Raw genomic sequence first — 13,832 nt, 5'->3', positions numbered from 1 at the left:
CGTCGTCTACTCCACCGACAACGGACCACATGCCAACACGTGGCCCGACGGCGCGACCACCCCGTTCCGCAGCGAGAAGAACACCAACTGGGAGGGCGCGTTCCGGGTGCCGGAGCTGATCCGCTGGTCCGGGTCGACACCGCGACCGGGGAACGGACCACGCTCGTCGACGACCGGGAGGCCGACCTCGGCAACCCGGCCGTCTCGCCGGACGGCCGGTCGGTGGCCTACACCCGGGAGACCATCTCGACGCCGCAGCAGGCCCCACGAATCACGTTGTGTCTGCTGCGTTTCGGAGAGCAACCGGTCGAGTTGACGGCCGGATGGGACAGGTGGCCGACATCGGTGACGTGGTCGGCCGACGGCTCGGCGGTGATCGTCACCGCCGACGACAACGGCCGTGGGCCGATCTTCGCGGTCGATCCGCGCAGCGGCGCGGTGCGCCCGGTGGTGGCCGACGACTTCACCTACTCCGACGTGCACCCGGCTCCCCGGGGCGTGCTGTTCGCGCTCCGCAGTTCGTACACGACGCCCCAGCACCCGGTCCGCATCGACGCCGACGGATCGGTGACCGTGCTGGACTGCGTTGCGTTGCCCGAACTTCCCGGGACCCTGGCCGAGGTGACCGCGACGTCCGACGACGGCTGCACTGTGCGGTCATGGCTGGTGCTTCCCGACCACGGGCGGCCGGCGCCGCTGCTGCTGTGGATCCACGGCGGCCCCCTGGCCAGTTGGAACGCCTGGCACTGGCGCTGGAACCCGTGGCTGATGGCCGCCCGGGGCTACGCGGTGCTGCTGCCGGACCCGGCACTGTCCACCGGGTACGGCCAAGATTTCATTCAACGGGGTTGGGGTGCATGGGGTTTCGCGCCGTATACGGATCTGATGGCGGCGACCGACGCGGCGTGCGCCCACCCCGGCGTGGACGCGACACGGACCGCGGCGATGGGTGGCTCGTTCGGCGGGTACATGGCCAACTGGATCGCCGGGCACACCGACCGGTTCGCCGCGATCGTCACGCACGCCAGCCTGTGGGCGCTCGACCAGTTCGGTGCGACCACCGACGGCGGTTACTGGTGGGCCAGGGAGATGACGCCCGAGATGACGAGCGCGAACTCGCCGCACCTCTTCGTCTCCGAGATCGCCACCCCGATGCTGGTGATCCACGGCGACAAGGACTACCGCGTGCCGATCGGCGAAGCGTTGCGGCTCTGGTACGAGTTGCTCAGCAAGTCGGCGCTGCCGGCCGCCGACGACGGCGCCACCGTGCACCGGTTCCTGTACTTCCCGTCCGAGAACCACTGGGTGCTCAGCCCGCAGCACGCGAAGATCTGGTACCAGGTGGTGCTGGCTTTCCTGGGCCACCACGTGCTCGGACAACACGCCGAGCTGCCCGAAACGCTCGGGTAGCGTCGGGTGGCATGAGCGCCGAGGCCACCCCACGCGACCGCGAACACGACATCGTCGTCTACGGGGCCACCGGATTCGTCGGGAAGCTGACCGCGCAGTACCTCGCCCACGCGGGAACGGGCGCCCGCATCGCGCTGGCGGGCCGCTCTGCGGATCGGCTGCTGGCGGTGCGGGACTCGCTCGGGGAGCCGGCGCAGGACTGGCCGCTGATCGTCGCCGACGCGTCGCAGCCGTCCACGCTGAACGAACTGGCGGCACGCACCCGGGTGGTGATCACGACGGTGGGCCCCTACCTGCGGTACGGCATGCCGCTGGTGGCGGCGTGCGCGGCGGCAGGCACCGACTACGCCGATCTCACCGGTGAGACGTTGTTCGTGCGCCGGTGCATCGACCTGCACCACAAGCAGGCCGCCGACACCGGCGCCCGGATCGTGCACGCGTGCGGCTTCGACTCCATTCCGTCGGACCTCACCGTGTTCGCGCTGTACCGCCGGGCCGAGCACGACGGCACCGGTGACCTCGCGGACACCAACTACGTCGTGCGCAGGCTCGCCGGCGGCGTGTCCGGCGGCACGGTGGCGTCGATGACCGAACGGGCCCGCGAGGCGTCGCTGGACCCCGAAGCGCGGCGCGCGCTCAACGACCCGTACACGCTGACGCCCGACCGCGGTGCCGAGCCCGACGCGCGGTGGCGGCGCGGCCGCGAGATCGCCCCCGAACTCGACGGCTACTGGGTCGGCGCGTTCGCGATGGCGCTGCCGAACACCCGCATCGTCCGGCGCAGCAACGCGCTGCTGGACCACGCCTACGGCCGCCGGTTCGAATACGCCGAGCAGATGAGCACCGGGCGCTCGATCGCCGCGCCGGTCGCCGCCGCGATGGCCACGGCGGGCAACGTCGCGACGATCGAGCTCGGCGGCCGCTTCCTGAACCGGGTGCCGCGCGCGGCGCTGGAGCGCGTGCTCCCCAAACCGGGCACCGGGCCCGGCGAGCAGACCCGCGAACGTGGGCACTACACCGTCGAGACCTACACCACCACCTCGACCGGTGCCCGTTACGTCGCGCGGATGTCGCAGCGGGGCGACCCCGGCTACAAGGCCACGTCGGTGCTGCTCGGCGAGAGCGGACTGGCGCTGGCGCTGGACCGCGACAAGCTCCCCGACCTGCACGGAATCCTGACCCCGGCCGCGGCGATCGGCGATGCGCTGCTGGCCCGGTTCCCCGCCGCCGGGGTGAGCCTGGACGTGTCGCGGCTCGACTGAACGCACCGGTGCGCGAGCATCCGGACGGCCCCCCGTCGGGCGGGCAGAAGCGGTTCGCGGCCTCTTCCTAGAATGGCTCGGTGACCTCCCAGCCCAATCCCGACGGTGCCGCCCGGCGCGCCCCCGAGCTCGACGCCCTGCCCAAGTCCTGGGACCCGGCAGCGGTCGAGGCCGACCTGTACGACGGCTGGGTCGAGGCCGGCTACTTCACCGCCGACCCCGGCAGCGACAAGCCGGCCTACTCGATCGTGCTGCCGCCACCCAACGTGACCGGCAGTCTGCACATGGGGCACGCGCTGGATCACACGCTGATGGACGCGTTGACCCGCCGGAAGCGCATGCAGGGGTACGAGGTGCTGTGGCTGCCGGGCATGGATCACGCCGGCATCGCCACCCAGACCCTCGTCGAGAAGCAACTGGCCGTCGACGGCAAGACCAAAGAGGACTTCGGCCGCGAACTGTTCATCGACAAGGTGTGGGACTGGAAGCGCGAATCGGGCGGCACCATCGGCGCCCAGATGCGCAGGCTCGGCGACGGTGTGGACTGGAGCCGTGACCGGTTCACGATGGACGAGGGCCTGTCCCGGGCCGTGCGCACGATCTTCAAGCGGCTGTTCGACGCCGGCCTGATCTACCAGGCCGAGCGGCTGGTGAACTGGTCCCCGGTGCTGGAGACCGCGATCTCCGACCTCGAGGTGAAATACGAGGACGTCGAGGGCGAGCTGGTGTCCTTCCGGTACGGCTCGATGAACGACGCCGAACCGCACATCGTGGTGGCCACCACCCGGCTGGAGACGATGCTCGGCGACACCGCGATCGCGGTGCATCCCGACGACGAACGCTACCGTGACCTGGTCGGCAAGACGCTGCCCCACCCGTTCCTGGAACGCGACATCGCGATCGTGGCCGACACCCACGTCGACCCCGAATTCGGCACCGGCGCGGTCAAAGTCACACCGGCACACGATCCCAACGACTTCGAGATCGGTCTGCGGCACCAGTTGCCGATGCCGTCCATCCTCGACACCAAGGGCCGGATCACCGACACCGGAACACAGTTCGACGGTATGGACCGCTTCGAGGCCCGCGTCGCGGTGCGTGAGGCGCTGGCCGAACAGGGCCGCATCGTCGCCGAGAAGCGTCCGTATCTACACAGCGTCGGCCATTCCGAACGCAGCGGTGAACCGATCGAGCCACGGCTGAGCCTGCAGTGGTGGGTCAAGGTGGAATCGCTGGCCAAGGCCGCCGGTGACGCGGTTCGCAACGGCGACACCGTGATTCACCCGCCCAGCCTGGAACCGCGGTGGTTCGGCTGGGTCGACAACATGCACGACTGGTGCATCTCGCGCCAGCTGTGGTGGGGTCACCGCATCCCGATCTGGCACGGACCCGACGGCGAGACGGTGTGCGTCGGGCCCGACGAGACGCCGCCGGAGGGGTGGGAGCAGGACCCCGACGTGCTGGACACCTGGTTCAGCTCGGCCCTGTGGCCCTTCTCGACGATGGGCTGGCCGGACCGCACTCCCGAGCTGGCCAAGTTCTATCCGACCACGGTGCTGGTCACCGGTTACGACATCCTGTTCTTCTGGGTGGCGCGGATGATGATGTTCGGCACCTTCGTCGGGCACGACGCCGCTGTCACGGGCGGCGAGGCCGCGGACGGCGCCCGTCCACAGGTGCCGTTTCAGAATGTGTTCCTGCACGGCCTGATCCGCGACGAGTTCGGCCGCAAAATGAGCAAGTCGCGCGGCAACGGCATCGACCCGCTGGACTGGGTGGAGAAGTTCGGCGCCGACGCGCTGCGGTTCACGCTGGCCCGCGGCGCCAGCCCCGGCGGTGACCTCGCGATCGGCGAGGACCACGCCCGCGCGTCCCGCAACTTCGCCACCAAGCTGTTCAACGCCACCCGCTTCGCGCTGCTCAACGGCGCCAGCCCGGCCCCGCTGCCGGCGACGGCCGAGCTCACCGACGCCGACCGGTGGATCCTCGGCCGGCTCGAAGAGGTTCGCGCCGAAGTCGATTCGGCGCTGGACGGCTACGAGTTCAGCCGTGCGTGCGAGGCGCTGTACCACTTCGCCTGGGACGAGTTCTGCGACTGGTACGTCGAGCTCGCCAAAGTGCAGCTCGGCGCGGAAGACGGGCACACCGCCCGGACCACAGCGGTGCTGGCCTTCGTGCTCGACGTCCTGCTCAAGCTCCTGCATCCGGTGATGCCGTTCGTCACCGAGGTGCTGTGGAAGACGTTGACCGGCGGAGAGTCCCTGGTGATCGCCGACTGGCCGGCCCCGGCCGGTCATGCCGTCGATTCGGGTGCGACACAACGTATTTCCGATGCCCAGAAGCTGATCACCGAGGTGCGGCGGTTCCGCAGCGACCAGGGTCTGGCCGACCGCCAGCGGGTGCCGGCCAGGCTGTCCGGCATCGGCGCGGCCGGTCTGGACGACCACGTGCCCGCGGTGCGCGCGCTGGCCTGGCTGACCGGCGCGGACGACGGGTTCGCCCCGTCGGCGTCGGTGGAGGTGCGGTTGTCGGCGGGGACCGTCGTGGTGGAGGTCGACACCTCCGGCACCGTCGACGTCGAGGCCGAACGCCGCCGGCTGGAGAAGGATCTCGCATCCGCCGAGAAGGAGCTGAAGGGCACGACCGCCAAGCTGGGTAACGACGCATTCCTGGCCAAGGCGCCCGCGGAGGTGGTCGACAAGATCCGGGCCCGGCAGCAGGTGGCCACCGAGGAGGTGGAGCGCATCACGGCCCGCTTGGCCGCACTGTCATGACCGAACCCACTCCCGACGAGGTCGCCGCGCTGCTGCAGGTCGAGCACCTGCTCGATCAGCGCTGGCCCGAGACCAAGATCGAGCCGAGCACCGCGCGGATCTCGGCGTTGATGGAGATGCTCGGATCACCCCAGCTCGGGTTCCCGTCGATCCACATCGCCGGGACCAACGGCAAGACCTCGGTCGCCAGGATGGTCGACGCGTTGCTGACCGCCCTGCACCGGCGCACCGGGCGCACCACGAGCCCGCATCTGCAGTCCGCGGTCGAGCGCATCTCGATCGACGGCAAGCCGGTCAGCCCCGCCACCTACGTCGACACCTATCGGGAGATCGAGCCGTTCGTCCAGCTCGTCGACCAGCAGTCCGAGGCCGCGGGCGGCCCCCGGATGAGCAAGTTCGAAGTCGTCACCGCGATGGCGTTCGCGGCGTTCGCCGACGCGCCGATCGACGTCGCCGTCGTCGAGGTCGGGGTCGGCGGCCGCTGGGACGCGACCAATGTGATCAACGCGCCGGTCGCCGTCATCACCCCGATCGGGATCGATCACTCCGACTACCTCGGCGACACGATCGCCGAGATCGCCTCGGAGAAAGCCGGAATCATCGTCCGCCAGGCCGACGACCTCGTCCCGACGGACACCGTCGCCGTGCTGGCGCGCCAGCTGCCCGAGGCGATGGAGGTCCTGCTGGCGCAGGCGGTGCGCTCGGACGCGGCGGTGGCCCGGGAGGATTCGGAGTTCGCGGTGCTCGGCCGGCAGGTCGCCATCGGTGGGCAGCTGCTCGAGCTGCAGGGCCTCGGGGGTGTGTACCCGGAGATCTTCCTACCGCTGCACGGTGAGCACCAGGCCCACAACGCGGTGCTGGCGCTGGCGGCGGTCGAGGCGTTCTTCGGCGCCGGTGCCCAACGTCAACTCGACGTCGACGCGGTGCGCGCCGGGTTCGCGGCCGTGACGTCTCCCGGACGTCTGGAGCGGATGCGCAGTGCGCCAACAGTTTTCATCGATGCAGCGCACAACCCGGCCGGGGCGTCCGCGCTCGCCGAGGCGCTGCGCGACGAGTTCGACTTCCGGTATCTGGTCGGCGTCGTGTCGGTGATGGGGGACAAGGACGTCGACGGCATCCTGGCGGCGCTCGAACCCGTGCTCGATCAGATCGTGGTGACCCACAACGGGTCACCGCGGGCACTGGAGGTGGCGGCGCTGGCGGTCAAGGCCGAGGAGATCTTCGGTCCCGAGCGGGTGATCACCGCCTCGACGCTGCCCGATGCGATCGAGACCGCCACCGCCCTCGTCGAGGATTCCGGCAACGACGGGGACGCCGCGGGCATGAGCGGTTCCGGCATCGTGATCACCGGCTCGGTCGTCACCGCGGGTGCGGCGCGGACTCTGTTCGGAAAGGACCCGGCATGACCGAACAGGCCCCGGATCCGTGGAAGAGCTTCCGCGGGGTGATGGCCGGGACGCTGATCCTGGAGGCCATCGTGGTACTGCTGGCGCTGCCGGTGGTCGGCACCGTCGGACCCGGGCTGACCCCGTTGTCGACGGTCTACGTCGTCGGCTTCGCCGTGCTGCTGGTGCTCATGGCGGGCATCCAGGGCCGTCCATGGGCGATCTGGGCCAACCTCGGCGTGCAGCTCGTCCTGGTCGCGGGATGGTTCATCTATCCGGCCGTGGGTTTCATCGGTCTGCTGTTCGCCGTGGTCTGGCTGTTGATCGCCTACCTGCGCGCGGAGGTGCTGCGCCGGCAGAAGCGAGGGCTGCTTCCGGGGCAGCGCCCGGCCGACGACTAGTCTGTGCGTCGTGACTGAGCGAACTCTCGTCCTGATCAAGCCCGACGGTGTGCAGCGCCGCCTCATCGGCGAGATCATCAGCCGGATCGAAGCCAAAGGTCTGACCGTCGCGGCGCTGGAGCTGAAGAACGTCGGCGACGACCTCGCCCGGGCGCACTACGCCGAACACGAGGGCAAGCCGTTCTTCCCGTCGCTGCTGGAGTTCATCACTTCGGGGCCGGTGGTCGCGGCGATTCTGGAGGGCCCGCGGGCAATCGCGGCGTTCCGGCAGCTGGCCGGTGGAACCGATCCCGTCGAGAAGGCCACGCCCGGCACGATCCGCGGTGACCTGGGCCTGGAGACCCAATTCAACCTGGTCCACGGGTCGGACTCGCCGGAGTCGGCGGCCCGCGAGATCGGCCTCTGGTTCCCCGGCCGCTGACGGCCGCCTCGCCCGAGCTAACCCCGCCTACGCGGGGCACTCTCCGACATGTGGGATACTGGTCGCGGGTGACCGGCCTTACAACCCGGGTCGATCACCCGAATGAAGACTTCGACAGCGCGACCACCGTGAACCGCGGTGCGGCGCGGACCGTCCAGCCATCATTCAGACCGGCACCGAGACCGTTCCTTCGGGATCACTCGGAGCGAGACCATAGGACGTCCGGGAGTAGGTAGCCCGGGGAACAACATCAAAAGCCCTCGCGTGGCCGCGTCAGAACACGACGCGCCCGGGGGCTTGAGGAGAATACGTGGCCGACAATGAGATTTTTCAGGCACCGACCCACAACCCCGCGGAAGAGCCCCGGCTCGCCGCGGATTCGCCTGGGGACACCAAGGACGCAGCGGTACCCGAACGCTTGAGGGTCCACTCGCTGGCGCGGGTGCTCGGCACCACCAGCAGGCGCATCATCGACGCGTTGATCGAGCTCGACGGCCGCGCGCGCAGCGCGCACTCGACCATCGGGCGCGAGGAGGCCGACCGGGTCCGTGAGGTGCTGGCCGCCCCCGCACCCGAGCCGCAGCCCGACACCCCACACGCCGAGTCCGAGGCCGCGACCCCCGCACCCGAGCCGCCTGCGCCCCAGCCCGAAGCCCCGCAGCCCCAGGCCGAGCCCGAGGCGGCTGCCGACGTGGTCGCCGAGGAGGAGCCCGAGTCCCGGCTGATCCTGGAGACCCCGGCCGCGCCGGCGGGCGAACCCGCGGACTATCTGCCGTTGTTCGTCGCCCCTCAGCCGGTGCGCTTCGACGACCACCTCGACGACGGCGATGACGAGTCCGACGACGACGGCGACGACTCCGATTCGGACTCCGACGGCGACGACGAGCAGGCCGGCCGCCCCGCCGCCAAACGCCGCAGGCGTGGGCGCCGCGGACGCGGACGCGGGCGCGGTGAGCAGAACGGCGACGAGTCCGCCGACTCCGACACCGACGGCGACACCGACACCGACAAGTCCGAGAACGGCGACGACTCCGACGAGGACGGCAGCGACGAGGATGGCTCCGGCGGCGACGGCACCACCCGCAGGCGCCGCCGGCGTCGCCGCCGCAAGTCCGGGTCCGACGACGACGGCGACAACAGCGGTTCGCCCGACGATCCGCCCAACACCGTCGTCCACGAGCGCGAGCCCCGGAAGTCCGGCCGTGGCGACAAGAGCTCGTCGGACTCCGAGATCCAGGGGATCAGCGGTTCCACACGGCTGGAGGCCAAGCGGCAGCGCCGCAGGGACGGCCGCGACGCCGGCCGGCGCCGGCCCCCGATCCTGAGCGAAGCGGAATTCCTGGCCCGCCGCGAGGCGGTCGAACGGATGATGGTCGTCCGCGACAAGGTCCGCACCGAACCGCCGCACGAGGGCGCGCGCTACACGCAGATCGCGGTGCTCGAAGACGGCGTCGTCGTGGAGCACTTCGTCACCTCGGCCGCCCAGACGTCACTGGTCGGCAACATCTACCTCGGCATCGTGCAGAACGTGTTGCCGTCGATGGAGGCCGCCTTCGTCGACATCGGCCGCGGCCGCAACGGTGTGCTCTACGCCGGCGAGGTCAACTGGGAGGCCGCGGGCCTCGGCGGCCAGAACCGCAAGATCGAGCAGGCGCTCAAGCCGGGCGACTACGTCGTCGTGCAGGTCAGCAAGGATCCCGTCGGGCACAAGGGCGCCCGATTGACCACCCAGGTGTCGCTGGCCGGCCGCTATCTGGTCTACGTGCCGGGCGCCTCCTCGACCGGGATCAGCCGCAAGCTGCCCGACACCGAGCGGCAGCGTCTCAAGGAGATCCTGCGCGAGGTCGTCCCGTCCGACGCCGGGGTCATCATCCGGACCGCGTCGGAGGGCGTGAAGGAAGAGGACATCCGCTCCGACGTGGAGCGTCTGCAGAAGCGCTGGACCGAGATCGAGGCCAAGGCCGCCGAGATCACCCAGAAGAAGGCCGGCGCCGCGGTGGCGCTCTACGAAGAGCCCGACGTGCTGGTCAAGGTGATCCGCGACCTGTTCAACGAGGACTTCACCGGACTGACCGTGTCGGGCGACGACGCGTGGAAGACCATCACCGACTACGTGAACGCGGTCGCCCCCGAGCTGCTGCCGCGGATGACGAAGTACGAGCCGGCAAACCCGGACGCGCCCGACGTGTTCGCCGTGCACCGCATCGACGAACAACTCGCCAAGGCGATGGACCGCAAGGTGTGGCTGCCGTCGGGCGGCACGCTGGTCATCGACCGCACCGAGGCGATGACGGTCGTCGACGTCAACACGGGCAAGTTCACCGGATCGGGCGGCAACCTCGAACAGACCGTGACGCGCAACAACCTGGAGGCCGCCGAGGAGATCGTGCGGCAGTTGCGGCTGCGCGACATCGGCGGCATCGTGGTCATCGATTTCATCGACATGGTGCTGGAGTCCAACCGCGACCTGGTGCTGCGCCGGCTCACCGAGGCACTGGCCCGGGACCGCACCCGTCACCAGGTGTCCGAGGTGACCTCGCTCGGCTTGGTCCAGCTCACCCGCAAACGGCTCGGGACCGGGCTGCTCGAGGCCTTCTCGACGACGTGCAGCCACTGCGCCGGCCGCGGCATCCTGCTGCACGGCGACCCGGTGGACTCGGGAGCCACCGCCGGCAACAACCGCAAGTCCGAGTCCGGCGGCGGTCGCCGCAGCAAGCGGGGCAAGCGAGGCGGGCGCACCGAGCAGGAGGTCCAGGTCGCCAAGGTGCCCGCGCACTCGCCGGGTGAGCACCCGATGTTCAAGGCGATGGCCGCCGCCAACGGCAGGCACGAGGACGGCGACGAGGACGATGACACCGCGGTGGCGCCCGACGAGGTCGCCGAGCTCGACGCCGACGCCACGGTGGCCGCCACCCGCGGCGGCAACGACGACGAACTCGACGACGACTTCGACGACGAGGACTCCGACGACTCGGACGAGGAGGACTCGGATGAGGACGAGATCGACCTCGACGACGATGACGACGAGGACGACGACGACATCGAGGACCTCGACGACTCCGACGACGAGGACTCCGACGAGGACTCCGAGGACGACTCGGATGACGAGGACTCCGACGAGGACGAGCCGGTCGTCCTGGCCCGCCCGGCAGGCCGGCACCGCCGCCGCGCGGCGGCCCGACCCGCTGGTCCGCCCAGTCGCGACTGAGCGGTTTGATTCTCTACCCGCTGGTCACGTACCCTTGACCAGTTGTCTCCAGGGCCTGCCCTCCCGGCGGGCCGGAGACGGGACGAGATCCCACCCAGACCCGCACGCACACCCCGGGTGATGCGCGCCCGCACGCAAAGCAGGAGATGACCTAGCGATGGCAGCCCAAACAGCCACGTACGCGATCGTCAAGACCGGTGGCAAACAGTACAAGGTCGCCGCCGGTGACGTGGTCAAGGTGGAGAAGCTCGACGCCGAGCCCGGCGCCACGGTGTCGCTGCCCGTCGCGCTGGTGGTCGACGGTGCGAACGTGACCACCGACGCGTCGGCGCTGGAGAAGGTCGCGGTCACCGGTGAGGTCCTGGAGCACACCAAGGGCCCCAAGATCCGCATCCACAAGTTCAAGAACAAGACCGGCTATCACAAGCGCCAGGGTCACCGTCAGCAGCTGACGGTGCTCAAGGTCACCGGCATCAAGTAACGACGGGAGCGAGAAGACATGGCACACAAGAAGGGCGCTTCCAGCTCACGCAACGGTCGCGACTCAGCCGCCCAGCGGCTCGGGGTCAAGCGGTTCGGCGGGCAGGTCGTCAAGGCCGGCGAGATCCTGGTCCGGCAGCGGGGCACTCATTTCCATCCCGGCGTGAACGTCGGCCGTGGCGGTGACGACACGCTGTTCGCCACGGCCCCCGGCGCCGTCGAGTTCGGCAGCAAGCGCGGCCGCAAGACCGTCAACGTCGTCCGCGTCACCCGCACCGAGGCCTGACTTTCACGCGAGATCGACGTTTCGCCGCAAGCTTCACGCGTCAGGCCGGCAGAACGTAGATTTCGTCATGGAAAGGATGTCCGATGCCCCGGTTCGTCGACCGCGTCGTCATTCACGCGCGGGCCGGTAACGGCGGCAACGGTTGCGCGTCGGTGCATCGCGAGAAGTTCAAACCTCTGGGCGGACCCGACGGCGGCAACGGCGGGCGAGGCGGCAGCATCGTGTTCGTCGTCGACCCTCAGGTCCACACCCTGCTCGATTTCCACTTCCACCCGCACGTGGTCGCGCCCAACGGCAAACAGGGCGCGGGCAGCAACCGGGACGGGGCCGCCGGCGCCGACCTGGAGGTGAAGGTTCCGGACGGGACCGTCGTGCTCGACGAGCACGGCCAGATCCTGGCCGACCTGGTGGGAGCCGGCACCCGCTTCGAAGCCGCCGCAGGCGGTCGCGGTGGTCTCGGCAACGCCGCGTTGGCCTCCAGGGCCCGTAAGGCGCCCGGCTTCGCGTTGCTCGGGGAGAAGGGCGAGGCCCGTGACCTCACCCTGGAACTCAAGACCGTCGCCGACGTCGGGCTGGTGGGTTTCCCGTCGGCGGGCAAGTCCTCGCTGGTGTCGACGATCTCCGCGGCCAAGCCGAAGATCGCCGACTATCCGTTCACCACACTGGCGCCAAACCTGGGTGTCGTCTCGGCGGGCGAACACACCTTCACCGTCGCCGACGTACCGGGCCTGATCCCGGGCGCCTCGGAGGGGCGGGGTCTCGGACTGGATTTCCTGCGTCACATCGAACGCTGCGCGGTGCTCGTGCATGTCGTCGACTGCGCGACGCTCGAGCCCGGCCGTGACCCGGTCTCCGACATCGAGGCGTTGGAGGCTGAGATCGCGGCGTATACGCCGACCCTGCAGGGGGATTTGACCCTCGGTGATCTCGCCGAACGTCCCCGTGCGGTGGTGTTGAACAAGATCGACGTCCCCGACGCCCGGGAACTGGCCGGCTTCGTCCGTGACGACGTTACCGCCAAGTTCGGCTGGCCGGTGTTCGAGATTTCCACCGTCAGCCGGGAAGGGTTGCGGCCCTTGACCTTCGCGCTGTGGGACATGGTGGCCGGCTACCGTGCCAGCCAGCCGGCCGTGGTGCCGCGCCGCCCGGTGATCCGGCCGATCCCGGTCGACGAGACGGCGTTCTCCGTCGAGCCCGACGGCCAGGGCGGATTCGTCGTCAAGGGCACCCGGCCTCAACGGTGGGTCGCCCAGACCAACTTCGACAACGACGAGGCCGTCGGTTACCTCGGGGACCGGCTGGCGCGCCTCGGCGTGGAGGACGAACTCCTCAAGCTCGGCGCCCGGCCCGGATGCGCGGTGACCATCGGCGACATGACCTTCGACTGGGAACCACAGACCCCGGCCGGTGTCGACGTGCCGCTGACCGGCCGCGGTACCGATGTGCGCCTCGAACAGAGCGATCGCGTCTCGGCCGACGAACGCAAGGCGGCACGGAAGGCGCGCCGGCAGAGTGGCGGCGTCGACGAATGAGCGCGCACCGGGAAGCGATCCGGACGGCGCGCTCGGTGGTCGTCAAGATCGGCACCACGGCGCTGACGACGCCGTCGGGCGTCTTCGACACCAGCCGGCTGCAGTCCCTGGCCGATGCCATCGAGACGCGGATGAAGGCCGGCTCCGACGTGGTGATCGTGTCCTCGGGTGCGATCGCGGCCGGCATCGAGCCGCTCGGGCTCACCAAGCGTCCCACCGATCTGGCGACCAAACAGGCCGCGGCCAGCGTCGGCCAGGTCGCGCTGGTCAACTCGTGGAGCGCGGCCTTCGGCCGGTACCAGCGCACCGTCGGGCAGGTGCTGCTGACCGCACACGACATCTCGATGCGGGTGCAGCACACCAACGCCCAGCGCACACTCGACCGGCTGCGGGCCCTGCATGCGGTGGCGATCGTCAACGAGAACGACACCGTGGCCACCAACGAGATCAGGTTCGGTGACAACGACCGGCTCTCCGCTCTGGTCGCCCACCTCGTCGGTGCCGATGCGCTGATCCTGCTCTCCGACATCGACGGTCTCTACGACAGCGACCCCGATGTAGACCAGCGCGGCCACCACCGCGGCGGGCGCCAGCAGGTCGAAGGCCAGTACGCGCAGCCGGTTCCTCATCGGATCGGCTCCAGCCGGGAGATCGCGAGCCTGCCGTCGACGTC

At 69.9% G+C, this 13,832-nt stretch carries 11 protein-coding genes; all 11 read left to right on the top strand.

Translation table 11 applies throughout. From position 1 onward, the window contains the following. A partial coding sequence (locus ASJ79_RS06470; RefSeq protein WP_156448302.1) for a prolyl oligopeptidase family serine peptidase occupies nt 1-1,410 on the top strand: 1,410 nt, incomplete at its 5' end. A gap of 11 nt (nt 1,411-1,421) precedes the next feature. Beyond that, the gene (locus ASJ79_RS06465) at nt 1,422-2,672 is read left to right on the top strand and encodes a trans-acting enoyl reductase family protein (RefSeq protein WP_067953909.1); all 1,251 of its coding nucleotides are present in this window, start codon (nt 1,422-1,424) and stop codon (nt 2,670-2,672) included. An 80-nt stretch (nt 2,673-2,752) separates the two neighbouring features. Further along, nucleotides 2,753-5,446 carry a valine--tRNA ligase gene (locus ASJ79_RS06460; RefSeq protein ID WP_067953908.1) on the top strand — a complete coding sequence of 898 codons (2,694 nt, stop codon included), beginning with the start codon at nt 2,753-2,755 and terminating at the stop codon, nt 5,444-5,446. Then, complete coding sequence (locus ASJ79_RS06455; RefSeq protein WP_067953907.1) at nt 5,443-6,852, top strand: folylpolyglutamate synthase/dihydrofolate synthase family protein; 1,410 nt, start codon at nt 5,443-5,445, stop codon at nt 6,850-6,852. Before ASJ79_RS06460 ends, ASJ79_RS06455 begins: the two co-directional genes overlap by 4 nt. Further along, a complete protein-coding gene (locus ASJ79_RS06450; RefSeq protein ID WP_067953906.1) occupies nt 6,849-7,232 on the top strand; it encodes a DUF4233 domain-containing protein in 384 nt (127 codons plus the stop codon). The genes ASJ79_RS06455 and ASJ79_RS06450 overlap by 4 nt, the downstream gene beginning before the upstream one ends. A gap of 10 nt (nt 7,233-7,242) precedes the next feature. After that, nucleotides 7,243-7,653 (top strand): nucleoside-diphosphate kinase, encoded by a 411-nt coding sequence (ndk, locus tag ASJ79_RS06445; RefSeq protein ID WP_067953905.1) that lies wholly within the window; start codon nt 7,243-7,245, stop codon nt 7,651-7,653. Between the two features lie 310 nt (nt 7,654-7,963). Then, nucleotides 7,964-10,861 (top strand): Rne/Rng family ribonuclease, encoded by a 2,898-nt coding sequence (locus ASJ79_RS06440; protein WP_067953904.1) that lies wholly within the window; start codon nt 7,964-7,966, stop codon nt 10,859-10,861. Nucleotides 10,862-11,018: 157 nt separating this feature from the next. After that, nucleotides 11,019-11,342, top strand: a complete 324-nt coding sequence (gene rplU, locus ASJ79_RS06435; protein WP_067953903.1) for a 50S ribosomal protein L21 — start codon at nt 11,019-11,021, stop codon at nt 11,340-11,342. Between the two features lie 18 nt (nt 11,343-11,360). Then, nucleotides 11,361-11,627, top strand: a complete 267-nt coding sequence (rpmA, locus tag ASJ79_RS06430) for a 50S ribosomal protein L27 (RefSeq protein WP_067953902.1) — start codon at nt 11,361-11,363, stop codon at nt 11,625-11,627. An 83-nt stretch (nt 11,628-11,710) separates the two neighbouring features. Then, nucleotides 11,711-13,159: a GTPase ObgE gene (gene obgE / locus ASJ79_RS06425; protein ID WP_067953901.1), complete on the top strand. Its 1,449-nt coding sequence runs from the start codon at nt 11,711-11,713 to the stop codon at nt 13,157-13,159. Then, nucleotides 13,156-13,832: glutamate 5-kinase (gene proB / locus ASJ79_RS06420; RefSeq protein ID WP_231750748.1), on the top strand; the 677-nt coding region annotated here is incomplete at its 3' end. The genes obgE and proB, both read left to right, overlap by 4 nt.

The sequence above is a fragment of the Mycobacterium sp. NAZ190054 genome (genome assembly GCF_001545925.1).
Lineage (GTDB): Bacteria > Actinomycetota > Actinomycetes > Mycobacteriales > Mycobacteriaceae > Mycobacterium.
The sequence above is the reverse complement of the archived record's forward strand: the minus strand, read 5'-3'. Positions and strand labels throughout refer to the sequence as shown.

Excerpts from the sequence above, each read along its gene's own strand:
- ASJ79_RS06465 (WP_067953909.1), top strand. The coding sequence starts at position 1,422 with ATGAGCGCCGAGGCCACCCCACGCGACCGCGAACACGACATCGTCGTC.
- ASJ79_RS06455 (WP_067953907.1), top strand. The coding sequence starts at position 5,443 with ATGACCGAACCCACTCCCGACGAGGTCGCCGCGCTGCTGCAGGTCGAG.
- ASJ79_RS06450 (WP_067953906.1), top strand. The coding sequence starts at position 6,849 with ATGACCGAACAGGCCCCGGATCCGTGGAAGAGCTTCCGCGGGGTGATG.
- rplU (WP_067953903.1), top strand. The coding sequence starts at position 11,019 with ATGGCAGCCCAAACAGCCACGTACGCGATCGTCAAGACCGGTGGCAAA.
- rpmA (WP_067953902.1), top strand. The coding sequence starts at position 11,361 with ATGGCACACAAGAAGGGCGCTTCCAGCTCACGCAACGGTCGCGACTCA.
- obgE (WP_067953901.1), top strand. The coding sequence starts at position 11,711 with ATGCCCCGGTTCGTCGACCGCGTCGTCATTCACGCGCGGGCCGGTAAC.